Genomic DNA, 21,998 nt, shown 5'->3' on the forward strand with positions numbered 1-21,998 from the left:
GCGTAATTAGTTGGATAATTATATTTATAATGATTATATAGGGTGACTATGGATGAATGATATTTTTAAATTTATAATCGAAGCTAACGATGGTAATGCCTTCTGTGAATATGTAGAGAATGTATGGGAAATAGACCCGGCACTAGCTTTAAAAAGATTTGAAACAGCAATTAAAAGACATCATTATTTTTATTTAAAAGATAGTGATAGATATATTAATGTTAATAATATCATGTCAATAAAAGTAGAAATTGTGAGGAAAGCTGATTAAATTGGCCAAACCAAAATAAAAAAGAATGATGTAATTTAAAATAATTCATACCATAAAATATGATTCTATCCACTATTTCCAAGTTTTCTAAAGCTATAAAATATATTATATGCTAAGCAATCGGAGTGGCTGTGGAGTTAAAATAATCGTTTATTTGTATAATAAGTAAGAATTTTACGAAGATGCGCAGCTAAAACGTATGATAATGAAAAGCATAATATTACCGGTATCACAGTATTATAATCCATTGTGATATCGGTAATATTAAATAGCCTATACTTAAGTCCCCTCGAAGGGCATATTATAAAGTGATTAAACGCTGTTATATAAGCTTTTGTTTTGCATTGTGGGGGCTATTTGGGGACTGGAAAATAAATTATAATAAAAAACCACCTAATATTTATAATTAAGTGGCTTAAATAGTTTCTAATAATTTCATTGCTTTTTCATCTTCACGCTCGTAAGTTTCTTGAAGTAGGTGGGAGTAAATGGATTGTGTTGTGGCTGGGTTGGAATGTCCTAAATGTTTTGATATATATAGTATTGAAAAGCCATGATGTATGAGTATAGAACAGAAACTGTGTCTTAGCGAGTGAATAGTTATCTCTTTTATATTTAGATTATCACATGCTTTTCTCAGTACTTTGTTTACAGCAGCATTTGTTATTGTTTTACCATCAACAGTAAAGATGTAACCACTGATATTAGTAGGTCGTGAATCAATAAATGATTGAATACGTTTCATAGTTACTGCATCAATACTTATTACTCTGTCTGATGTTTCGGTCTTGGTACCTCTTAAATGAATTTTATTATTTTTAATATCCAGATCTTCACGTTTCAATTTAGCAATTTCTGAAAATCTACCACCTGTTGCAAGTGCTACTAATAGCACAAGTGATGAGGTGGTATTTTTTTGTTCAAAATAATGTTTAAGCTTTTTGAATTCAGATTCATTAATAAATTTCATTTCTTCTGTTTTGGCTGGAATAGATGCGTGTAATTCTGCTTTGTATGTAGGGTTTTTAATAACATAACCTTCATGTATAGCATCATCGAATGCATTACGTATATAACTATTTAACTTTCTAATCGTTTCATAACTGTGCGTTAAACCGTACTCATTGAGAAACTTTTGATATTCAGTACGTTTAATATCTTTTAATAACTTGTGCCTAAAATGCTCCTTAATATGCTTGTATGCAGATTCATAATGTCTTTTAGTTGATTCTGATACGTGTGGTAGTTTATTAACTTCATACCATTGATAAAAATAATCTGCAAATGTTATATCATTACTTACAGCATATCCATTTCTCATTTTATACTCTAAATCTTCTGCAATTCGTTTAGCTTCTTGTTTAGTACGATAACCACCTTTTTGAACTTTTTTACGGTTACCTTCATCGTCTACATATGAGATTGAATATCTCCATGTTTTACCTCGTTTTTCAATGTATGCCACTTAATCACCTCAATTTTGTTCTGACAAGTATTGTTTCAATTCATTTATTGTAGTCATTCTCACTAGACGTTGTAATTTTAATGCGTCTTGTTGTTCTACTGCCTTCTCTATTTCTTCGTGAAATTCCTTAGCATTAAATATTTCTCTGCTTCCTTCTATTGAGGCTAACCTTTCCATGAGCACATTGCTATCATTTATATTATTTTTTAATAAATCGAATATTAGTTGGTATTCGTCATTTTGTTTTTTGATTTTTCTAATTTCATGATTCTTTTCTAATTCGTATAATTCATATTCTCTTTCTTTTTCAAAATGTATCTTTAATGAATCTAACTCATTTAGCATTCTATGTTTTTCATCGTCATTTATTATAAAAACATTTCCAAGAAATTCTGAACCAACTGCATTTTTGATAGGATCTTCACCATAATATATAGAATATTTATTTTGAGTTAATAACCATCTTATATCTAAATATGGCTCATCCAACTCTATTATTTCTTTTGCTTTTTGTCCTTTTTGCCCCTTAACTACTCTCATGTAATTATTGAAAGTTTTCATCCCATTAATTACTTCATTTGTTATTTCTTTATAATCACTGATTTTATCAAGTTGTTTTTGAGTGTACTCGTTTAATTCATTTTCTGCATTTGAACAATCTAAACTTGCTGACTTCAACATTTTTAAATAGGTATCATCTTTATTTGTTGGATCTAAAGTAAAAGCAATTGCTAATAATTTTTCTTTATCAGGATGCTTTACCTTTCCATCCTCTAATCTATATATATATGAATGTGAAACATTACTCGCTTCAGAAAGTTCTCTTAGAGAATAGTTTTTACTTTTTCTTAAATTTTTTAACATTTCGTTTAATGCCATATTATCACCTCTCATGCATTTTACCATTTTTGAAACATTAAAACAATTTGAAACAAAATTAAGCAAACCCCTTGTGCTTTATCAAGAATGTTGGTAAGATATAAATATATTAAAACAGTAAAACAGTATGAAACGTTTTACAATTTGGAAGAGGTGATTTTTTGGAATATTCAATTCGTAAAAAAGATTTATTGATTCTTCTTGTAAAGAATAATATGAATCAATCTGATTTATGTAGAAAAGTACCGATTGAAAGAAGTTATTTTTCAAGAATTATTAATGGTAAAACACTACCTTCTGAAATAATGGCAATTAAAATTGCAAATACATTGAATGTTGATGTATCTGAAATATTTGAAATGAAAGAAAAAGTGTGAGGAGGAAGTTCGATGGTTAAACAATTTTTTGACGGTAAAGAAATTCGTTTTATTGAAAAAGACGGGGAATATTGGGCAATAGCTGGAGACGTTGCAAAAGCATTAGGGTATTCACATACTCCACATATGACTAGATTATTAGATGTGTCAGAAAAGGCCGTCCATAATGTGGACACCCTTAAAGGTAAGCAAAAAGCTGTAATTATTTCAGAAGTAGGTATTTACGAAGCTATTTGGAATAGTAGACGTAATGAAGCTCAAGAATTTAAAAAATGGGTTAAGCAAGTTATTAGAGAGTTAAGACAATCAATCGGATTAAAACAACATGAAGTATTTCATTTAATGGATAAGCAACATCAACGAAAAGCAATGGATGTTTTGCAACAAGGTTTATCTAATCCCCAAAAGATTAGCTATATAAAATGTGCGACTGTAGTCAATAAATGTGTTTCAACATTATTTGGTTATGATAAAGCTTTGAAAAAAGAACAAATGAGTGAAGATATGTTAATTATTCGTCAACAAATTTTAGATGACACAGTCGATTTAATGACTTCTATTAACAAATTTGGTTTAGATATTTCAGTCAGCAAAACTATCTACAATAAATATTTAAATACACAAGCAATTGCTTAATAAGGAAGTGAAAATGATGCATGAACAACTACAAGAAAATGAAGGTGTTGTAATTATCAATGAACCTAAACTTGTGTGGTCATTCAAAGATTTACAGTCACACATGCAATTATCAAGGAATTCAGTTATGAAAAAACTTTTGCTTAATCCAAGGTTTAAAAAGGACATTGAAAAGTATGTACATGAACCTAAATCACAAGCAGATCATTACAAGTTTTTAGCAGAACCAATGAAAGAATATATTAAGAAAAATTTTAACGAAATATATAATTCCTAGGAGGATAGAATGAAAATATTTATCGGATTAATAGCACTTAGCGCCACAACTTCAACAGCAGTAGGTTTCTATACGGAAGATATATTCAATGCTTTGGCTTTATATACTTCACTAGCACTTATATCAATGGTAATTAAAGATAGTTTGGACGATAGAAGAATCAGACGTAAATATAAAAACATAATGGAGGAAAAATAATATGAATTATTCAGAAAAAGTAGAAGAAACAGTAGAATATGCAGATTTGATAAATAAGGTGCAAAGTGTATTAGATTTTGTTTGTTCAGAAAATGATGAATTAAAAATTGAAAGAGACTGTGCAATCAGAAATAACGACCCTTATTATTACCAAGCTATTAATAATAATATGAAAACAAATTATATTATTTCAAGCACTTTATTAGCAATCAGACGTGACATTGAGACAATGCATGATGACATTCGAGCAGATATTAATCAAGAAAAAAACGCACTATCTCGCAGCGACCAAACCGAAGATAATGCGTAGGAACTAAAGAGTTAACAAAATACTTATATTTCTAATTATAGCAAATACAAAGAAAAGTATCTACAAATTTTAAAGAAAAGGGGGCTTTATGTGGCTATAACAACATTAGATAAAATTGTAGAAGTAAATGCGCTAGAAATACCCGAAGAAATAAAAGAAATGCCACAGTGGGTATTATGGTGCGCGGAATGGGATAGTAAGCAACAACAATATAAGAAAGTACCGTATAGTACACAAGGTTATAAAGCAAGTTCTACAAATACTAATACATGGGTTAAATTTCAAGATGTAGTTTCACTCTTTGATAGCGATAAACAATATAATGGCATAGGTTTTGTATTAAGTAATAATGATAATTATATTTGTTTAGATGTAGATGATGCAGTCCACCCTGATACAGGTCAATTACAAACTGATCTAGCAATAGAAATGACCGAATTAACCTATTGCGAATTATCTCCAAGTGGCACTGGGTTACACTGTTTTTTTAAAGGTACATTACCAGATAATCGTAAAAAGAAACGTACAGATTTAGACATTGAATTATATGATACAGGACGTTTTATGACTGTTACGGGTCATTCAATCGGACAAAGTGAAATTTGTGATGAACAACCTGTAATAGATAACATCGTTGAACGTTATTTTAAAGCAGAATCTAAAAAACAAAATATAAACATAGCTAAAACTGGTAGTAGTGTTTTTACAGATGATGAAATTGTTAGAATGATGACTAAAAAAAGTAAATATAAAAAATTGCTTGCTGGTGATTATGAGGACATTTTCGATAGTCCTAGCGAAGCAGTGCAAAGTTTATTAAGAGTATTAGCCTTTTATACTGGTAGAGATAAGTCACAAATGGAGAGAATATTTTTAACATACAATAATCTTACCGATAAGTGGAATGAATCTCGTGGCAATTCAACTTGGGGGAATAACGAATTAGATACAGCTATTGCAAATCAAGAAACGATTTATGAGCCTAATTCGAGAGGTACAGGTCAATCGCTTAGATATACAATATCGCAAATGCGAAAAGAAGAATTAGCATTTATGAAAGCTGAATTTGAAAAAGCTAAAGAAAATGGAGAAGCGTCCGGTCGACCGCCCCAAACAATTAGCTCGAATAGATGTGCCGTATTACTTAATGATGTAATAAAATTTGTGATATTTGATTTAGAAGAAAATACAAAACTTGCAATGTACCAAAGTGAAAAAGGTATTTATACACAGAACTATACGATTATTAAACGCATTATTTCTTGGTTAGAACCTAAACACAATGATAAAAAGGCTTCGGAAGTTATATATCATTTAATTAATATGGTAGATGTTGTGGAAAAGACAAATCAACCACATTTGATACCAGTTAATAATGGTGTATTTAACCGAAAAACTATGAGATTAGAAGAATTTACACCTAAATATGTATTCACTACTAAAATTTATACAAATTACGTGAGAAACCCTAAACAACCTGTAATTAATGGTTGGAGTTTCGATAACTGGTTAGATGAAGTTGCGTGCGGTGATAGAGAAGTTTTTACATTATTATGGCAAGTAATTAACGATTCATTAAACGGAAACTACACACGAAAAAAAGCTATATTTCTTGTGGGAGATGGTAATAATGGTAAAGGAACTTTTCAAGAATTACTTTCTAATTTAATTGGTTTTGATAATGTAGCAAGTTTGAAAGTAAATGAATTTGACCAAGAGTTCAAATTAAGTGTATTGGAAGGTAAAACCCTTGTAATTGGTGATGATGTGCCAGTCGGCGTAAATATTGAGGATAGTTCAAATTTTAATAGTGTAGTTACAGGTGATTCCGTTCTTGTAAATATAAAGAATAAGCAACCATATCGTACAATTTTTAGAACTACTGTAATTCAGTCAACCAATGGCATGCCCAGATTTAAAAATAAAACTGGTGGTACGAATAGACGACTTTTAATAGTGCCATTTAACGCAGATTTCAACGGTAAAAGAGAAAATCCAGATATCAAAGAAAAATATCTTACTGATAAAAAGGTGCTTGAATATGTGCTTAATAAAGCAATTAATTTAAATTTCAATAAGTTTATTCTTCCTAGAGTATCAGCTGAATTATTAAAAGAATATATCCAAGACAATGACCCAGTATATGATTTTAAAGTAACAGAGTTTGATAAGTGGAATATCGATAAAGTACCTAAAGCAGTTGTGTATTACAGATACAAACTTTTTTGTGAACATGGTGGATACAGACCACTTTCAGAAAGGAAGTTTTGTAAAAGTTTCGAAAGATATCTTGATAAAAGTTGGAAAGTTGAGAGACCAAGATATTATTCAGTAAATGCTTTGCAAGCTAAGATAGGCTATTTTGAGCCTACACTTTTACCACATGGTGAACAAAAAAATTCATATATAAATACAAATTTAAAAGCAATGTAAATGAGGTGTGCATGAAACTGTGCATGAAATAGCAATACAAACAAAAATTTCGTGCACAGCTGAAATAGCTTGATATAACAGTGTTTGAAAGGGATTTAGTCACAATTTTATAAGTTCCTGTGCATGAAATATTTTAACTCGTGCTCACCTTCAAACTGTTGGTATTACAGGGTTTAAACCTATTACTGTGCACGAACTTTAAAAATTTAAGAAGTTAATATATAAAATAATCAAAAAGTAGCACATTAATAAATAAGAAGTTTTTTCTGGAATTTGGTGCACACGTGCACAGCAAAGCACCTAACCCCTTGTGAGAGTAAGGATTAGAGGTGTGCACGAACTGAGTAAGGTGTGCACGAAGTGGTGTTTTTGTGCACGAACTAAATTAATAAACGGACAAAAGGAGAATGAGAACATGAGATACCTATACAACAGTGGCAATAGATTTGGAACAGTAAGTACTAATAATAATGTACATCGCGTGGTTAATGCATTAATTTATTAAATATTTCAAAATAGGAGGATTATAAATTATGGTGAAACATTTAATACCAACTGATCCATTCAAATTAAATAATAAGAAACTTCACTTTAATGACTTTAAGAATTTAGAAATTGTTAACAAACCCATTTGTCACATCTATAAAACGCAGGGCAAGTATCACTATTTAGAAATAGACTTTATAACATGTGATTGGTGTTTGTCGGGTTTAGGACAGGCAACGCTGCAATCAAGGTTAAACACTGAATCAATCTTCTTGTGGTTAAGAGGATACAATTTGAAACTCAACTATAACAGTGTAGGGCATATGACAATATATTTACGTGGTGATCATTTAGCGATTAATTATTTACTAGATGAAATTAATAAACTCACTGCAGATGCTAAATATTGGCAGAAATACAGAGATGGTAAACGTATGTTAGAAATTGATAGAAATAGTCACTATGTTATGCCGACACACCATATTAAAGGTAATACACAGAAAATAAGTTAAGGGAGTGTTTCCATGAATCACAAACGGATAGCACATCAGATTCTAGCTCGTTTACCTACCCATGTGAACAATGTATCGAATAGATATATTAATTCATTGATTAAACAACACACTAGAAAAGAGAAAGACTTTAACGAAATAAAACGAATTATAAATCAAAATCGAAAGAAGGAATTTAATTATGACAAAAACAGTACAAGACAATACAATCAATATCTTTGATAACCAAATCTATGATAAAGGTGTTAGATCTAAAAAGCTCAAGCAAGAATATAATCAATTAACAGAACGTATTAAAGATATCAGTCATAAAATAGAATATTATCGTAAAAATGACGATTATGCTGAAGCTACTAAATTGAAGAGACAACAGTCAGATTTAGAGAATGAGTTGGTAGAATTAGATGATAAATTGAACGAAGAAGATTTCAAAGTAACTGCTGAAGAATTTGAAGAGTTTTATAAGGCATACAACGGAGAAATGTCAGAATTTAAGGCTGAACATCAAAAATTATCAGAAGAAATGAATAATAAGCTGAAAGAAGTTATGAAAGTATATCGCAAAATGGTCGAAAACAAAAATGAGGCAGGTCGCCGTGTTTCTCGTGAACAATATGTTAAACACGAAAAACTAGCGCCTAATGCAACTTACAATCATTATAAAGGGCAAATTTTCGACCATGAAGTTAATTTGGATAAAGATAAGCATGATACAACGCCAAGAGGCTATGCATGGAAACTAGAGAAAGCATTAGATGCCGTTTCTCGTGATGAGTTCCAAAAATATCACTATGGCCATAAACAGTGGTAAGGAGGTAACCTATGCTTAGAACAATTAAACAATCAGATCATAATATTAAATATAATAGCGCTAAGAATCGAATTACGTTTAAAGCACTAACAGAAGGTGCATCGGCTGAAATCAGCGATACAAAGGGTGCAGATACGACACATCAAAGTTTTAAATCTGTTGAGATAGGCAAAGGTGCTTTGAATGATGTTAAAGATAATGATAAATTGTGCGTGATGATGAATAACAATATGCAGGGAAATATACTCGCATCCATCTCAAGAGAGAACCTCATTGTTTTGAATAACAAAGGTATCTTAGGTATAGCAATAACTGTTGATGAAAGACCTATACTGAAAGAATTTGTGAAGTTGGTACAGCAGAACAAGATTAAGAGTGTACAAATTTATTCAGATGCTTTAACAATTCACAATAACCATATTGAAAAAGTAAATAATATTCGTGCGATTTCTATTAATACTAAGTAGTGAGAAGTGGCTTTATGATAGCGTTCATGTTATAATATAGATATTGAAGATATTTTAAATCTTTAATACTGAGCGCTCAATATTAAAGTCTAAATTAGCCATTGGGTATATTACTCCTTATTATTTTCATTAGGTTCTAGTTCTGTGTAATCTTGTGCACGTTGACGAAGGCCATCACTATTTTATTGGTGGTGGTCTTTTCTTATAAGTAACCAGATAGGCTAGATGAAAGTAAGGCTATGTTAGATGGGGCAGATGTATATAAAGCGTATCAATATATTAAAGGTATAGTTATAAATAGACTGCACAATTAAGGACACAGTGATTAAGCTACCTATATTAAAGGTCAGGCTATTAAACACACAGTTAATAAGGTTGCTGCTTTAAGTGTGAGGATTAGATCCAACTAATAAGATAGTTCATCTAGAAGTTTCATTGTGATTGTTCATCAACATTCAAAAAGAAGAAACAAATTGTAATTGTTATTTGATTTCGAATTAAGAATGATTAATCAATTAAGATTAATTGTTTAAGTTAATTCATTTGTTGATGTTCTTCTGTTAAGTTTCATTGATGATTGAGCTCAGAAGATAAAACTTTTAGTTGAAGATAAATGATTTCTGTTGTTGAATCAATTCAATTGTGAAGTTCAATCATTAAATTATAATTGTTGAATCCAAAAGTAAATTGAGATTTGAATTACAAAAAGTTTGTGAGAATAAATTTAAAAAGTAAATCGAAAACTAAATTAAGTTTCTGACTTCAAATAATAAAAATAAATATTAATTATTGTTATTAGATTAGATGATAAGTAACAACAATATGAGAAGCACAAACGAGTTACTAATCGTTATGACTAAGCGTGAATGGTTTGCTTATATACAATGGTGTTTGTAGCCATTTAGAGAGTGATACAGCTCATGTATAGATGATTATATATTAAGTGTTACAAACTGTTATATGAGGCCTGAAAGCTATTTAAATAGATAGATTAAAAGTGAATAAATAGGCTGATTAAAAGCGAAGTTTTTAGCGATAAATATAATTGAATAAAGTAAGTGTGAATTAAATACTATGAATAAATTTAATGGGATAGATAATTTAATCGGGCAGTGAAAATAATACTGGAGATTATAAAAAAGAAAATGAAATTTGAAAAAAATAATTTCTAATTTTAAAGGGGGGCGTTGAATTTGCGCCCAGCCTTTTTGAAAACGAATTAAACGAGCCCGTCTTAAACGTAACCAAAAGTTGAAAAGAAAAGGTAAAAATGCGGGAAATAAAGAAGTCAATTCGGGAAATAATAGCGAGTTTTAAGGACGTGGTATTTTACGACCCCACAATAACTACTAAATTTAAAAATCAAGTCAAAATAAAGGGAGATGACATATGATGGCACAAAGAAAATTGTTATCACAACAGAAAAGTAGACTAACGAAAGAAGCTCAGGACAAAAAGCGAGATACAGAAAAAGCAATGCGACAACTCACATCTTTAACACCAGAACCACCAGAATGGTTAGATGATACAGCCACAGATGAATGGCATAGAATTTATCCATTACTAGAAGAATTGCCCGTTGCTAGTCTTGATCTAATGCTTGTTAGTACATATTGCCAAGCTTATTCTGATTATATCAATGCTACAAAGCGTATGAACAATAGCGATGTGATTATAGAAACTGAACGTGGTACAAAGTTAAATCAGAATCACACCATTAAACGTGATGCATTATCACAGTTAAATAGTATTGCCCCTAAGTTAGGTTTAACAGTCGAATCGAGATTAAAGATATTGGAACCTAAGCAAGAGGTTAAAAATGATAAATCAATTTTCGATATTTTCGGTATGGATGATGACGATGATGAATGAATTATAAAGTTCTAGGGAGGTCTATTATGGTTTTAAAGAGAAGTAAAAACATTCTATGGTATTACGAAGAACCTAAAATTACAGAGTACGAACTCCTAACACAATACTCACCGATGATGATTAACAGTAAAATTCGCACTATACAAGAACAGATTGATGCGATGTATCATTTGAACATGAGTCATATGTCTTGCGACGAGGTTGAGGGCGTAATAACTGTGTCATACCCTCTAGAGAAATTAGTGCTATGGATAATACAACAAAAAGATGAGCTTGATCGTTTTAAACGTAATAGTACTAAGAAACTCAATTTATTGAAAAAAATCATTCATAGCTATACACCCAGAGAACAAAATGAAGTAATGAGATACTTTAAATCTAATGGTAGTGACAAACCACATAATACGATAGATAAGCTGCAAGAAGATTTATATAAGATACACCATCACAAGCGTCTAGAACGCAATAAACAGTGTCAAAAAGAGAATGAAATAATATATCAAAACTTTTTAGTAGAAACAAAAGCGTCATTAAATCAAGAACGTGAGGAGTTAGTTATATGACAGATGTAGACTTTCCAATTTTAGAACGATATATGCGCAATTATCATAGCATGGTAGAGACTTATAAGAACGAATCTCAGGATATAGATGAAATTCAATATATGAACTTAAAAGCGATTGTAAAAGGTATTACAGAGGTATACAACAATAGCCAAATAAAAGTACAACAGATTATTAAATTGTCATGGTGGGACGATAACAACTATCCAGAGAACGTTATAGCTGATGTGATAGGCATAAGTGAATTAACATTAAGGCATGCTAAAGAGGTTATATTAAAACGTGTTGCAAAGGCAGTAGAGTATGTATGAGGTACGATAAGAAAACTGTTAAACAGTTTATATTAAACTACCATAAGACAATAGATAACAGTAAAGAGTGTGACGAGGATACAAGTATTGATGACTTCTTTAGTGTGAATAGTCAAGTTGATGTAGAGCCTATAGAAGAGAACAATGTTGAAGAAAGCATATTTTATAACGAAATAGAAACACTAGTTGAGAAAGCAGCCACAGATAAAGAGTTTTGTATATTCTGGCTATTAGCAGAAGGTAAGACTTATAAAGAAGTTGGACGTATATTTGAAGTATCTGGTGAGAGAGTGAGACAAGTATTTGATAGGGTGTTGGATAAAATAGTGGAAGGGTAGGCACTTATGTGTTTGCCTTTTTTTATGTTATCATTAAAAAATTGTTGCGAGGCTCAACGTCAATAAACCAATTGGAATAAAGCAATAAAAATTTGTGTAGAATATATTAAAATTTAGTTTTGGAGGACTGATATTATGGCTGTTGTTATATTGATTAGAGGTAATTCTGGTAGTGGTAAATCAGTTGTAGCTAGAGAATTACATAGTATTTTAGGGCAAGGTAATCTTTTGATTTCTCAAGATAATGTAAGGAGAGAAATGCTTAATGTTAGAGATAAACCTAATAATTTAGCGATTGCTCTTATAGAAAATATATTAAGTTATGGTATTTCTAATTGTGACTATGTAATTTTGGAGGGGATTTTAGCTGAAAATAAATATGGTATTATGTTGAGAAATTCATTGAAACAAGCAGATAAAGTATTAGCTTATTATTATGATTTATCTTTTGAAGAAACTTTAAAAAGGCATGAATCTAAGGAGTTTACTGATTTTGGAGAAATGGAAATGAGATCTTGGTTTACGCCTAAAGATTTTATTGGTTTGGAGAATGAAAAAGCTATAAAAGAAGATGTTACTAAAGATGAAATGATTAAAAATATACTTGAAGATTTGGGTTTGAATGAAACGAGTTGAAACGCGTTTCTGCTTGTCTTGATACTAACATAAATATATAAGTGAATATATTGCTTGTAGGGTAGGCACGTAGATGTGTCTGCCCTGTTTTTTGTGCGTAAATGTAGTATAATGAACGTACTAACAAGGTTAAAAGTTTCCTTTTTATTGTTATCATCTCGGGTCTAGTCAACCCAACATAATTTTTAAAACCACTCAGCTAGTCACTGGGTGGTTATTTTTATGTTTTTATGATACAATTTTAGTGGTTTTCTTGGGAATTTTCTTGAAAATGTTTTACAGACAGTCGTTAATTCGGCTGTCTCTTTTTTACGTCTAAATAGAAAAGTAAGAAAAGAGTTGCTACATGACAATTGGAAATTCAGCAGGTAATGGTAAATGTGCAGGCGATGCATGGGGCAATTTTAGTTAAAGATAGTGTTATTAAAAATAATATGTTATCGTTTGTATAGATATTTGACAAAATATCTTTTTAAATCAGAGACAGTGTAGGCGACACCTCGTAAAGAGGTGTCTTTTTTTGGTATAAAAATAGTAGTTAGTTAATACTGCTGACCATATTAAGTTCTTATCACACTGAGTAGGCACATGTCCCGTCTCTGCTCTTTTTTTATTTGATTAAACTGCAAAATATATGTTAAATTATAAATAGGCTTTCAAGCCACGCAAACCACTGTGATTGGCCTTAAAATATATTCAGCGTCTCTTTACGAGGCGCTTTTTTATTTATTTAAAAACTCATTCAGTGTAGGATTATTGTCTTCTTTTTCAATAATATCCTCTATATTTTCGGCGTCATCTTCTTTTGAACTTATAACTTCATCTTCTATTAAACTTTCAACCCTATTTTCTACTTCTTTTGTGTTCCAACCTATTTTGTCGATTTCTTTTTTGTAGTTCATATATAACCTCCTTGATTATCTAATTGGTACAACAAATTAACTATATAACATATATAGGAATAAAGATATAAAACCGATCCATAAGGAAACGCATTTTAACATATGCGTTAATTGGGCTACGGTTTTATAAAAGAAAAGATAAAAAATACATAAACTAAAAAGGTTATTTTTTTGAGTTTAAACATAAAAATAAGTGGAACATTACTATTGAATCACTAATTGGTAATCATCTTAATTACACCTCTATATTCCTGCTATTATTTTAGGATTCCTCTATCTTTTTTAATAGTAGGGATATTCCTATAAAAAGTGCATTTTTATTCCCATTTATTTATTTTTTCAACTTTTAGGTTTGAGTATAAAATAATAGGGGATATTATGATTATACTCCCAAACATTAATTATACTCAATTAGATCACTACATCCTCTTTTTATTATTTTTAAGTCTCCCGCTTTTACTTATAATTAGGGGATGTTTTGGCGTGCAAAATAATTATTACATATAAAACTAGATTAATTTAAAAGATATTGTGGAGATAAAATAAAAAGGGCATAGTTAAACGCCCATGTAAAAATATGTTAAATAGAATTATCAGTCATATAATTCAAGATAACCATCCGTAAATTCTTCTGATGAAATTTCTCCATTGTCTCTTTGTTGTTGCAATTCTGCTGCTTTATTCTGAATTTCGTCGTACTCTTCACGAGAATATCCTTGATTTTCCATCTCTTCATAGTTCGCTTCTTCTTGGTCTTTTTGTTGTTCAGGTGTTAAACAACCACCAACTGTACAATAAGTACCATCATCTTTATATTCACCAAACATAGCGTCACCAGCAGGTACATTTGATTGCTCGTTATTACCCCCTTGTAAGTTTTGTTGTTCTTCAGATTGTGCTTTCTCTTGCGACTTAATAGGTTGTTGTGCCGTCTGTTGTTCTTGTGTATTCACTTGTTCTTGCGATTGAAAAGGTTGTTCATTACTTTCATCTTGTGATGCTACTTCTTCATTAGAGTTATCATCTGATTTGTCTTTTCTATCCTCGGATTTTTTATCATCTTTCTTTTTGGCAGCCTTTTCAGATGACTTTGTTTCTTTCTTATCTTCCGACTTGCTTTCTTCTTGACCACATGCAGTTAACACTAAGAAACTTGCTAATAATAAAAATAATATCTTTTTCATTTACACACCCCTAAAAAATAAATTGTTAACTTAATTGTACTATACATAAAAATTTATGGTGATAACAAAAAGTTATGATTAAAAATAGTATTTATGAATATACTTATATTACATTTTGATAAAAAATTATGTAGCACTATCAGTTAAAAACGTTGCAATAATTTTAAATAGTGGGTCTTTTTACATGGATTTATGTTAGAATATTCTGTAAATTAATCTATTTAGGAGCGTATATATGATTCAATCTATAAATCACGTTACTTTTTCAGTATCAGATATTAGTAAGTCGATTAATTTTTATAAAGACATTTTAAAGGCAAAAATTTTAGTGGAAAGTGACAAAACAGCGTATTTCATATTAGGGGGCCTGTGGCTAGCGCTTAACGAAGAAAAAGATATACCTAGAAATGAAATTCAATACTCATATACGCATATGGCTTTTACAATAGAGGAAAGTGAATTTGAAGAATGGTATCAGTGGTTAAATGATAACAATGTGAATATATTAGAAGGACGTACTAGAGACGTAAGAGATAAAAAATCAATATACTTCACTGATCCAGATGGCCATAAGTTTGAGCTACATACAGGTACATTACAAGATAGGTTAGACTATTATAAAAAAGAAAAGCCACATATGAAATTTTATATATAAGTAGGTTATATTATGACAATAGAAGCAAGATTATTTGAAGAACACGATTTAAACAAAATTAAAGAATTGCTAATTTTATATGAAGATTTAGGTTACCCAACAATAACAAAGAATTTAGTTAATCGTTTGAAAAAGATATACAGTCATGAAGATTATTATTTGTTACTTTTAATAAAAGATGATGTGATAATCGGTCTGAGTGGTATGTGCAAAATGATGTTTTATGAAAAGAATGGTGAGTATATGCGTTTACTAACATTTGTTATTAATTCTAATTATAGAGAAAAAGGCTATGGAACACTTTTATTAAAAGAGTCACAAATTTTAGCAACTCAATTAGGATGTAAAGCAATCACTTTAAATAGTGGTAATAGAGAAGAAAGAGATAACGCTCATAGTTTTTATAAAAATAATGGTTTTGAAAATAAGTCATCTGGATTCTCTAAAAGCTTAGAATAAGATGATATGCATGGATAGATATTGAATGCCAAACGAACAACTATACGTTAATTCATTTCTCGATGCAGCACAGAACGAATGTCAGAACTATATATTAAGTTATTTAATGAAACAAAAGCTATTACTCAAAAATAATTATATAGTTTGGTCGGACAAAAATGTCTAACCAATATATAAAAGTATAAACTAAAAATGAGTACTTGGTTTGGTTTCTGAAAAAAGAGTAACCAATGTACACGGTCAAAAATGACCACTTACTGTTATCCAAAAAAGACTAATAGGTACTGTTTAAAATTGGACGATAGCAAACTGACAAAAAAGTCTAATTGTACATAAATGAAAATTATCCAGTGGTATTAATTTTAAATTCATCTTGTTTAAGATTATTATTTAGAAGAAAATTATCAAAACAATAATAAAGAGGAGGTTACTTATGGCAACTACTGCGCAAGTTATTAAAGGTAAAGATACAAAGAATGAGATTATCTATGAAGAAGTGAATGCTTATGATTTGAATGACAATCATAGAAACAAAACGTATTATTGTATAGGATGTGGTATAAAGTTAACTTTAGTAATTTCTAGTAAAGGTAGAGAATACAATACATTTAGTGCTAGATTTAAAGATAATCAACATAAAGATGGATGCGAATATGATAAAAGCGGTGGCTATAATGATAAAGATAGAGAAAATTTTAATTTTGATTCTTTCATTGAAAATATACTAAAAATTAATAATCCAATTAAACGTAATATTAGTAATAGTACAAATAATGATGATTATGATAGAACTAATAAAATTACTAACTTACGATCATTTACTGAAATTTGTAGACAATATTCACCGAACAGTTGTTTAGATGATATGCTAATTAGAGATTGTTTTCTTGATGGTAGAGTTTTCAATGATTATTTAGACGGTTTTCAGGGTCAAAAAGTGGTTTTACCTTTTTTTAATGGCTATTCCTCAAGAGAAAAATTAATGTTTTTTAAATATGGCGATAGGGAATTAAAAGTATATTTCAAGGATAAAGATTATTTCTTTAAGATGAAAAGTGAAATATTTGAAATAGGAAAAAACAAAGCTAAAATTGTTATTGCTGGTGAATGGAAAGATAAAGATGGTTTTATTGAAACTACAGTAAATAAAAGAAGACAAATAGCTAATGTGACTTCAATAATAAATGCATAGTTATTATAATTGAGAGATATTGGACTTAAAATAAAAATGGGGACTAAATGGGGACGCGAAATTCAAAACGTATCAAAACGAATGACACTATAAAATATAAAAAATACCGACACCACAAGTGTTTTGACAACTAGTGATATCGGGTAAAAATGAGAAAATAACTTATTAATCCCCTCGAAGGGAATCGAACCCCTATCCTAAGAACCGGAATCTTATGTGTTATCCATTACACTACGAGGGGATAAATAACAATAATATTAGTGTACAAATCAAATGAGGAATGGTCAACAATAATATTTTAGGTTTGTTGAAAATCCAAGCGTTATTTTTTGACCATATTTGACTTTTAGGTTAAAATAAATTTATCAGTTAGAAATAAGGAGGCAATATTAATGAATTTAATACCTACAGTAATTGAAACTACAAACCGTGGGGAACGTGCTTATGACATTTACTCACGTTTATTAAAAGACCGTATTATTATGTTAGGTTCACAAATCGACGATAATGTAGCTAACTCTATCGTATCACAATTATTATTCTTACAAGCGCAAGATGCTGAAAAAGATATTTATCTTTATATCAATTCTCCAGGTGGTAGTGTAACTGCCGGATTTGCGATTTATGATACAATCCAACACATTAAACCAGATGTACAAACGATTTGTATTGGTATGGCAGCGTCAATGGGTTCATTCTTACTTTCCGCAGGCGCGAAAGGTAAACGTTTCGCGTTACCGAATGCTGAAGTAATGATTCACCAACCACTAGGCGGTGCCCAAGGTCAAGCAACTGAAATTGAAATTGCCGCTAACCATATTTTAAAAACACGTGCTAAATTAAATAAAATTTTAGCTGAACGTACTGGTCAATCAATTGAACAAATTGAAAAAGATACTGACCGTGATAATTTCTTATCAGCTGAAGAAGCTAAAGAATATGGCTTAATTGATCAAGTAATGATACCAGAATCATAATAATTTATTTTATAAATAAATGAGTGAAAAAGACGAGTCACATTGTTGCGCTAATCCTTCCCTATGTATGTTTAACAATAGTAGTGGATTAGCCATACGTGACTCGTCTTTTTTAAAACATAATCAATTTTGGAAGAGATTGGGCATGAACAATATCTCGGCTTTGAATATTATTTAGACAGTAACAGTATAGAATCAAAAGCATTTCAATTTTTTATGTTTTTTACTTAATCTTCTTAACCAAGGAGGAAGTGACAAAAGTTATTTCCGACACGTGTTCTTTCTATCCCACTTCCTAACATTGTTTCGGGTGACACAGTTTGTTTTTACAAAATAATATTAAAGCAATAACCAGTGTTAACAAACCTAAAATGAACAAAGTAATTGAAATTATAATTATTATTAATGATTGTTCCAATGCAAAGACACTATTTAATATGAGTAATAGACCTGCAATAAATAATAAAATTTGCGAAAAACGATCATGTTTCATAGTTACTTTTTACCTTCCTACTGGACTAAGTTTTCAAGTGCAAGTTTTAGGTTTGGATATTTAAATTTAAAGTCTATCGCTTGTAATTTATTAGGTAGTACTTTTTGAGTATCGAGAATAACCGTAGACATTTCTCCTAAGACTAATCTAAGAGCTAACGACGGCACCCAAGTATAATGTGGTCGATGTACTTCTCTTGCTAACGTGTAACCGAACATGTTCTGATGCTCTGCCATAGGTGATGTAAAATTATATACACCAGACGCTTTATCGTTGTTTATCGTATATAATATACCTCTTGTTAAATCTTCTATGTGAATCCAAGAATACCATTGTCTGCCTGTCCCAATTTTTCCACCTACATTTAAGTCATAGGGTAACTTCATTAGTGGCAAAGCACCCCCTTCACTTGATAGAACCATACCAAATCTGCCAATAATCACGCGTGTACCTAATGTTTCGAATTGACATGCAAGTCGTTCCCATTGATAAACGACTTCTGATAAGAAATCAAATGGGAGTGTTTGATATAATTCAGTGTAAGTACGTGTTAAGTCAGGTCTATAATAACCAACCGCACTCGCGTTAAAGAATATAGATGGTTTTTGTTGTCTGTTTTTAAAGAGGTCGAACAATGCTTGAGTAGCTTGTAAGCGGCTTAACATAATGTTTTGTTTGTGCGAAGCAGTCCATCGTTTATTTAAACTCGCACCAGCTAAATTGATTACAATATCAATATCTGGAATTTTATCTTCCCAATTCGGTTCCGACCAATTTACATATGTGATTTTAGGATGTGATGTTGAAAGTGATTGTCTTGTTAAAATGGTTATATGTGAGTCGCTTTGTTTAATAGCGTTAACGAGTTGAGTGCCTACTAGACCTGTACCGCCTGTTATTAGATAGTGTTTCATTTTATCACCTCATAGAATTGTAATGTTAAGCATTGCTAACATTAAAAGTAGATCAATCTTTTAGATTTGAAAGACAAAATTTATTTGAATTTTGTTCAAGAATATGTCATTTACTTCCTGATAGATGTATTTAAAATCAAATGATATGTCGTTATAATAAAGGTACCTTCGATATTAATTAATCATCTCTTAATTATTTCGAGTATACCCCATAATATACTAGCGAAGGTAAAATTTTGACTCCCTTTAGTAGAGGCCTATGCGCGTAGCGTGTAGGCCTATTTAATTTATACTTGTAAAATTAAATAATCAGATGGATAATGAATCATCTTATTGGAAGTATTCACATACAAGTGAATCACTTCATATTATAAAATAAATAGTTTAATAATGCCAAAAGCAATAAAAAGTAAGAAAACAGTTAATATGAAAAATTTGTAACGTGCCCTTATTTGCAATTTAGAATCGTCATAATCATTTTCGGTCATCATATGACGTAAGCCTTTGGGTTTCGACTGGTGGTCTTGGTTAATATTATTAAATAAGTCTTGTTTATTCATAATCTAGTCACATCCTGTTATGATTAGGGTATAGTAAAATAATTTAATAAAAGTGTTGAACCACCAGTTCAAATTAGATTACTATTAAATTAAAGCACATAATATAAAGCACATAATATAAAGCACATTATATATAGTTTACTATAGTTATGCCGACAAAGTAACAACCGTATTAAAATGAAGTTAATATGGTTGTTTAATAAAAGAAATGGTGTAAAATATAGTTCTGATATAAAATTAAAAGCCATTATAAAATAATGAGTTGATATAAGCTGAAGTGAGGGGAGCATATGCCTAAACATAATCAAAATAATGATTTTGATGAAAAAGACAAGAAAAAAATGAGTGGTCTTGCAAAAATTATAAGCGGCGTCATTGTCCTATTACTCATAGGCGGTTTGATTTTCGCAATTTTTGCCTTTGTAGACCATTCGAATAAAGCCAATGAACGTTTAGCAGATCAAAAGCAAGAAGAAAAAGACAAGAAAAAAGAGAAAACGAAAGAACAAAAGGATAAGCAAACAGAAGAATCAACTGAAGAAACACAACAGACACAGCAATCCCAACAAACACAACAAACACAACAAACACAGCAAGTTCCTCAAACCCAACAGACGCAACAATCCCAAACACAAGAAAGAAGAACGACTGAAGAGGACAACTCACCTGAAAAAACAAAAGAACCAAGTACGACGGAAGAACAATCTACTGAAGAAAAAACAACAGAAGAACGATCAACAGAAGAGAAAACAAATGAACCGTCAACAGAAGAGAAAACAAATGAACCGTCAACAGAAGAGAAAACAAATGAACCGTCAACAGAAGAGAAAACAACAGAAGAACGAACATCTGAGCCATCAACAGAGGAACAAACCTCTCAACCGTCAACAGAAGAAAAAACAAGCGAACCTTCTACACAACAACGAAGTGCTCAAGAAAATACAGAACAACGCTCTACCCAAAATAATAATTCAAATTCAGAAGATAGTTCACAATCATCAGAGGATGATTAAAATTGAAGCATGTTACTTTGAAAGAAGTGCTTTATATTTTTATTCCAGTCCACTACTGTTAATACAATATTCAAGGCTGAAACATAATGATGTTTCAGCCTTTTTTATGGGACTTGGGTAATAAATGCAAAGCACCAACACCTCTCAAATGATTGAGTTAGCAGTATTTATGCACGCAGTTGGTTGATGTAATCAGTTCATATTTTAGAAATGAAAACGTATTGAATTTATATGTACAACTTCATGTTTTAGAATAATAAACTAACTAAATATGAAATTAATGAAAATAAAAGTATGAGTGAAACACAACCCCCAAGGCAACCAAATGGTCCTAGGTGACAGCCTACTTGTCTATTATAGTTAAATGATTGATAACGATTTTTATGGGATGGGTTTTTGTTTTGTTTAAAATAGTCGTCATCTTTATAGCGCTTATCGTCTGGATCTATCACTTCCGGATGTTTATCATTAGCCACGTGCATCCCTCCCTTCTAAAATATGAACTATTTTTATATTTATTTTAATCGTATTAAGGGACTGATTCAATGAAACCCACATCGTAAATGAAATTACTTAATCTGATAGCTTTTATATTATATTTAAAATAATAATGAGAAAATGATTAATGAAAACCTTAAAGGGTAATTTATAGTATATAAAGAGAAATAAGACAACTTAGATTAGCTTCTATTAATGGATAAGTATTTCTCTTGCTTTTTTAAATATATAGTAGTATTATTGCAAATATAAGAGGTTATATTTTTTTGTCCCACCAGGGACGTAAAAAGTCAATCTATGGTTAGAACC

At 30.5% G+C, this 21,998-nt stretch carries 28 protein-coding genes and 1 tRNA gene; 21 read left to right on the plus strand and 8 right to left on the minus strand.

All coding sequences use genetic code 11. From position 1 onward, the window contains the following. Positions 1-52: 52 nt before the first annotated feature. Complete coding sequence (locus IEU88_RS11490; protein ID WP_096810666.1) at positions 53-271, plus strand: hypothetical protein; 219 nt, start codon at positions 53-55, stop codon at positions 269-271. Between the two features lie 415 nt (positions 272-686). Here the strand turns inward: IEU88_RS11490 and IEU88_RS11495 are convergent, their stop codons facing one another. Both IEU88_RS11495 and IEU88_RS11500 read right to left on the minus strand, forming a co-directional pair. Then, the gene (locus tag IEU88_RS11495) at positions 687-1,736 is read right to left on the minus strand and encodes a site-specific integrase (protein WP_103373701.1); all 1,050 of its coding nucleotides are present in this window, start codon (positions 1,734-1,736) and stop codon (positions 687-689) included. Positions 1,737-1,745: 9 nt separating this feature from the next. Next, entirely contained in the window at positions 1,746-2,615 is an 870-nt protein-coding gene (locus IEU88_RS11500; RefSeq protein WP_160148685.1) for a helix-turn-helix domain-containing protein, read from the minus strand. A gap of 161 nt (positions 2,616-2,776) precedes the next feature. Between IEU88_RS11500 and IEU88_RS11505 the strand changes: the two genes are divergently transcribed. The 15 genes from IEU88_RS11505 (at position 2,777) to IEU88_RS11570 (ending at position 12,842) form a co-directional block, all read left to right on the plus strand. Further along, on the plus strand, positions 2,777-2,992 hold the full coding sequence (locus tag IEU88_RS11505) for a helix-turn-helix transcriptional regulator (protein ID WP_064263798.1): 216 nt from the start codon (positions 2,777-2,779) through the stop codon (positions 2,990-2,992). Between the two features lie 12 nt (positions 2,993-3,004). Further along, positions 3,005-3,628: a BRO-N domain-containing protein gene (locus IEU88_RS11510; RefSeq protein WP_103373542.1), complete on the plus strand. Its 624-nt coding sequence runs from the start codon at positions 3,005-3,007 to the stop codon at positions 3,626-3,628. 16 nt (positions 3,629-3,644) lie between these two features. After that, positions 3,645-3,905 carry a DUF771 domain-containing protein gene (locus tag IEU88_RS11515; RefSeq protein ID WP_103373541.1) on the plus strand — a complete coding sequence of 87 codons (261 nt, stop codon included), beginning with the start codon at positions 3,645-3,647 and terminating at the stop codon, positions 3,903-3,905. A 9-nt stretch (positions 3,906-3,914) separates the two neighbouring features. Then, positions 3,915-4,103, plus strand: coding sequence for a hypothetical protein (locus tag IEU88_RS11520; RefSeq protein ID WP_103373540.1), 189 nt, complete (start codon positions 3,915-3,917; stop codon positions 4,101-4,103). Between the two features lies 1 nt (position 4,104). Beyond that, positions 4,105-4,413 carry a hypothetical protein gene (locus tag IEU88_RS11525; protein WP_103373539.1) on the plus strand — a complete coding sequence of 103 codons (309 nt, stop codon included), beginning with the start codon at positions 4,105-4,107 and terminating at the stop codon, positions 4,411-4,413. A 90-nt stretch (positions 4,414-4,503) separates the two neighbouring features. Beyond that, on the plus strand, positions 4,504-6,846 hold the full coding sequence (locus tag IEU88_RS11530; RefSeq protein WP_103373538.1) for a phage/plasmid primase, P4 family: 2,343 nt from the start codon (positions 4,504-4,506) through the stop codon (positions 6,844-6,846). Positions 6,847-7,379: 533 nt separating this feature from the next. Beyond that, positions 7,380-7,844, plus strand: a complete 465-nt coding sequence (locus IEU88_RS11535) for a hypothetical protein (RefSeq protein WP_103373537.1) — start codon at positions 7,380-7,382, stop codon at positions 7,842-7,844. 12 nt (positions 7,845-7,856) lie between these two features. Then, a complete protein-coding gene (locus tag IEU88_RS13725) occupies positions 7,857-8,066 on the plus strand; it encodes a hypothetical protein (protein ID WP_103373536.1) in 210 nt (69 codons plus the stop codon). Then, positions 8,026-8,655 (plus strand): hypothetical protein, encoded by a 630-nt coding sequence (locus IEU88_RS11540; RefSeq protein ID WP_103373535.1) that lies wholly within the window; start codon positions 8,026-8,028, stop codon positions 8,653-8,655. The genes IEU88_RS13725 and IEU88_RS11540 overlap by 41 nt, the downstream gene beginning before the upstream one ends. Positions 8,656-8,666: 11 nt before the next feature. Continuing rightward, positions 8,667-9,122 (plus strand): hypothetical protein, encoded by a 456-nt coding sequence (locus IEU88_RS11545; protein ID WP_103373534.1) that lies wholly within the window; start codon positions 8,667-8,669, stop codon positions 9,120-9,122. Positions 9,123-10,514: 1,392 nt separating this feature from the next. Further along, a complete protein-coding gene (locus IEU88_RS11550) occupies positions 10,515-10,994 on the plus strand; it encodes a phage terminase small subunit P27 family (protein WP_103373599.1) in 480 nt (159 codons plus the stop codon). A gap of 26 nt (positions 10,995-11,020) precedes the next feature. After that, entirely contained in the window at positions 11,021-11,557 is a 537-nt protein-coding gene (locus IEU88_RS11555; RefSeq protein WP_103373600.1) for an encapsidation protein CP3, read from the plus strand. Beyond that, positions 11,554-11,868 (plus strand): hypothetical protein, encoded by a 315-nt coding sequence (locus IEU88_RS11560; protein WP_103373601.1) that lies wholly within the window; start codon positions 11,554-11,556, stop codon positions 11,866-11,868. Before IEU88_RS11555 ends, IEU88_RS11560 begins: the two co-directional genes overlap by 4 nt. After that, complete coding sequence (locus IEU88_RS11565; protein ID WP_103373602.1) at positions 11,865-12,206, plus strand: sigma factor-like helix-turn-helix DNA-binding protein; 342 nt, start codon at positions 11,865-11,867, stop codon at positions 12,204-12,206. The genes IEU88_RS11560 and IEU88_RS11565 overlap by 4 nt, the downstream gene beginning before the upstream one ends. Positions 12,207-12,341: 135 nt before the next feature. Next, positions 12,342-12,842 carry an AAA family ATPase gene (locus IEU88_RS11570; RefSeq protein WP_103373603.1) on the plus strand — a complete coding sequence of 167 codons (501 nt, stop codon included), beginning with the start codon at positions 12,342-12,344 and terminating at the stop codon, positions 12,840-12,842. 722 nt (positions 12,843-13,564) lie between these two features. On the opposite strand, the gene IEU88_RS11575 is transcribed toward IEU88_RS11570, so the two are convergent. Further along, entirely contained in the window at positions 13,565-13,744 is a 180-nt protein-coding gene (locus IEU88_RS11575) for a hypothetical protein (protein WP_103373604.1), read from the minus strand. A 593-nt stretch (positions 13,745-14,337) separates the two neighbouring features. Then, on the minus strand, positions 14,338-14,928 hold the full coding sequence (locus IEU88_RS11580) for a hypothetical protein (protein ID WP_176579748.1): 591 nt from the start codon (positions 14,926-14,928) through the stop codon (positions 14,338-14,340). A gap of 235 nt (positions 14,929-15,163) precedes the next feature. Here IEU88_RS11580 and fosB point away from each other — a divergent pair, with 235 nt between their 5' ends. From fosB to IEU88_RS11595, 3 genes are all read left to right on the plus strand, one after another. Then, positions 15,164-15,583 carry a FosB/FosD family fosfomycin resistance bacillithiol transferase gene (gene fosB, locus IEU88_RS11585; RefSeq protein ID WP_103373623.1) on the plus strand — a complete coding sequence of 140 codons (420 nt, stop codon included), beginning with the start codon at positions 15,164-15,166 and terminating at the stop codon, positions 15,581-15,583. Between the two features lie 12 nt (positions 15,584-15,595). Further along, complete coding sequence (locus IEU88_RS11590; RefSeq protein WP_103373622.1) at positions 15,596-16,042, plus strand: GNAT family N-acetyltransferase; 447 nt, start codon at positions 15,596-15,598, stop codon at positions 16,040-16,042. Between the two features lie 433 nt (positions 16,043-16,475). Then, positions 16,476-17,234, plus strand: a complete 759-nt coding sequence (locus tag IEU88_RS11595) for a hypothetical protein (RefSeq protein WP_103373621.1) — start codon at positions 16,476-16,478, stop codon at positions 17,232-17,234. Between the two features lie 169 nt (positions 17,235-17,403). Here the strand turns inward: IEU88_RS11595 and IEU88_RS11600 are convergent. After that, positions 17,404-17,475 (minus strand) — tRNA-Arg (locus IEU88_RS11600). Positions 17,476-17,626: 151 nt separating this feature from the next. Here IEU88_RS11600 and clpP point away from each other — a divergent pair. Next, positions 17,627-18,211 carry an ATP-dependent Clp endopeptidase proteolytic subunit ClpP gene (gene clpP / locus IEU88_RS11605; RefSeq protein WP_096810665.1) on the plus strand — a complete coding sequence of 195 codons (585 nt, stop codon included), beginning with the start codon at positions 17,627-17,629 and terminating at the stop codon, positions 18,209-18,211. A 510-nt stretch (positions 18,212-18,721) separates the two neighbouring features. On the opposite strand, the gene IEU88_RS11610 is transcribed toward clpP, so the two are convergent. Both IEU88_RS11610 and IEU88_RS11615 read right to left on the minus strand, forming a co-directional pair. After that, entirely contained in the window at positions 18,722-19,618 is an 897-nt protein-coding gene (locus IEU88_RS11610; RefSeq protein ID WP_096810664.1) for a TIGR01777 family oxidoreductase, read from the minus strand. 368 nt (positions 19,619-19,986) lie between these two features. Then, positions 19,987-20,178, minus strand: coding sequence for a hypothetical protein (locus IEU88_RS11615; RefSeq protein WP_096810663.1), 192 nt, complete (start codon positions 20,176-20,178; stop codon positions 19,987-19,989). Positions 20,179-20,468: 290 nt separating this feature from the next. Between IEU88_RS11615 and IEU88_RS11620 the strand changes: the two genes are divergently transcribed. Next, complete coding sequence (locus IEU88_RS11620; protein WP_103372935.1) at positions 20,469-21,191, plus strand: DUF4887 domain-containing protein; 723 nt, start codon at positions 20,469-20,471, stop codon at positions 21,189-21,191. 248 nt (positions 21,192-21,439) lie between these two features. Here the strand turns inward: IEU88_RS11620 and IEU88_RS11625 are convergent, their stop codons facing one another. After that, positions 21,440-21,667: a hypothetical protein gene (locus IEU88_RS11625; RefSeq protein WP_096810661.1), complete on the minus strand. Its 228-nt coding sequence runs from the start codon at positions 21,665-21,667 to the stop codon at positions 21,440-21,442. Between the last annotated feature and the right edge of the window lie 331 nt (positions 21,668-21,998).

This window comes from Staphylococcus nepalensis, from assembly GCF_014635045.1.
GTDB lineage: Bacteria > Bacillota > Bacilli > Staphylococcales > Staphylococcaceae > Staphylococcus > Staphylococcus nepalensis.

What these genes read in the sequence shown, in the direction of transcription:
- IEU88_RS11565 (WP_103373602.1), top strand. Translation starts at nt 11,865, where the DNA reads ATGAGGTACGATAAGAAAACTGTTAAACAGTTTATATTAAACTACCAT.
- IEU88_RS11510 (WP_103373542.1), top strand. Translation starts at nt 3,005, where the DNA reads ATGGTTAAACAATTTTTTGACGGTAAAGAAATTCGTTTTATTGAAAAA.
- IEU88_RS11575 (WP_103373604.1), bottom strand. Translation starts at nt 13,744, where the DNA reads ATGAACTACAAAAAAGAAATCGACAAAATAGGTTGGAACACAAAAGAA.
- IEU88_RS11540 (WP_103373535.1), top strand. Translation starts at nt 8,026, where the DNA reads ATGACAAAAACAGTACAAGACAATACAATCAATATCTTTGATAACCAA.
- IEU88_RS11490 (WP_096810666.1), top strand. Translation starts at nt 53, where the DNA reads ATGAATGATATTTTTAAATTTATAATCGAAGCTAACGATGGTAATGCC.
- IEU88_RS11615 (WP_096810663.1), bottom strand. Translation starts at nt 20,178, where the DNA reads ATGAATAAACAAGACTTATTTAATAATATTAACCAAGACCACCAGTCG.
- IEU88_RS11500 (WP_160148685.1), bottom strand. Translation starts at nt 2,615, where the DNA reads ATGGCATTAAACGAAATGTTAAAAAATTTAAGAAAAAGTAAAAACTAT.
- IEU88_RS11560 (WP_103373601.1), top strand. Translation starts at nt 11,554, where the DNA reads ATGACAGATGTAGACTTTCCAATTTTAGAACGATATATGCGCAATTAT.
- IEU88_RS11610 (WP_096810664.1), bottom strand. Translation starts at nt 19,618, where the DNA reads ATGAAACACTATCTAATAACAGGCGGTACAGGTCTAGTAGGCACTCAA.
- IEU88_RS13725 (WP_103373536.1), top strand. Translation starts at nt 7,857, where the DNA reads ATGAATCACAAACGGATAGCACATCAGATTCTAGCTCGTTTACCTACC.
- IEU88_RS11620 (WP_103372935.1), top strand. Translation starts at nt 20,469, where the DNA reads ATGCCTAAACATAATCAAAATAATGATTTTGATGAAAAAGACAAGAAA.
- IEU88_RS11555 (WP_103373600.1), top strand. Translation starts at nt 11,021, where the DNA reads ATGGTTTTAAAGAGAAGTAAAAACATTCTATGGTATTACGAAGAACCT.
- IEU88_RS11520 (WP_103373540.1), top strand. Translation starts at nt 3,915, where the DNA reads ATGAAAATATTTATCGGATTAATAGCACTTAGCGCCACAACTTCAACA.
- IEU88_RS11525 (WP_103373539.1), top strand. Translation starts at nt 4,105, where the DNA reads ATGAATTATTCAGAAAAAGTAGAAGAAACAGTAGAATATGCAGATTTG.
- IEU88_RS11535 (WP_103373537.1), top strand. Translation starts at nt 7,380, where the DNA reads ATGGTGAAACATTTAATACCAACTGATCCATTCAAATTAAATAATAAG.
- fosB (WP_103373623.1), top strand. Translation starts at nt 15,164, where the DNA reads ATGATTCAATCTATAAATCACGTTACTTTTTCAGTATCAGATATTAGT.
- IEU88_RS11570 (WP_103373603.1), top strand. Translation starts at nt 12,342, where the DNA reads ATGGCTGTTGTTATATTGATTAGAGGTAATTCTGGTAGTGGTAAATCA.
- IEU88_RS11515 (WP_103373541.1), top strand. Translation starts at nt 3,645, where the DNA reads ATGCATGAACAACTACAAGAAAATGAAGGTGTTGTAATTATCAATGAA.
- clpP (WP_096810665.1), top strand. Translation starts at nt 17,627, where the DNA reads ATGAATTTAATACCTACAGTAATTGAAACTACAAACCGTGGGGAACGT.
- IEU88_RS11590 (WP_103373622.1), top strand. Translation starts at nt 15,596, where the DNA reads ATGACAATAGAAGCAAGATTATTTGAAGAACACGATTTAAACAAAATT.
- IEU88_RS11550 (WP_103373599.1), top strand. Translation starts at nt 10,515, where the DNA reads ATGGCACAAAGAAAATTGTTATCACAACAGAAAAGTAGACTAACGAAA.
- IEU88_RS11580 (WP_176579748.1), bottom strand. Translation starts at nt 14,928, where the DNA reads ATGAAAAAGATATTATTTTTATTATTAGCAAGTTTCTTAGTGTTAACT.
- IEU88_RS11595 (WP_103373621.1), top strand. Translation starts at nt 16,476, where the DNA reads ATGGCAACTACTGCGCAAGTTATTAAAGGTAAAGATACAAAGAATGAG.
- IEU88_RS11545 (WP_103373534.1), top strand. Translation starts at nt 8,667, where the DNA reads ATGCTTAGAACAATTAAACAATCAGATCATAATATTAAATATAATAGC.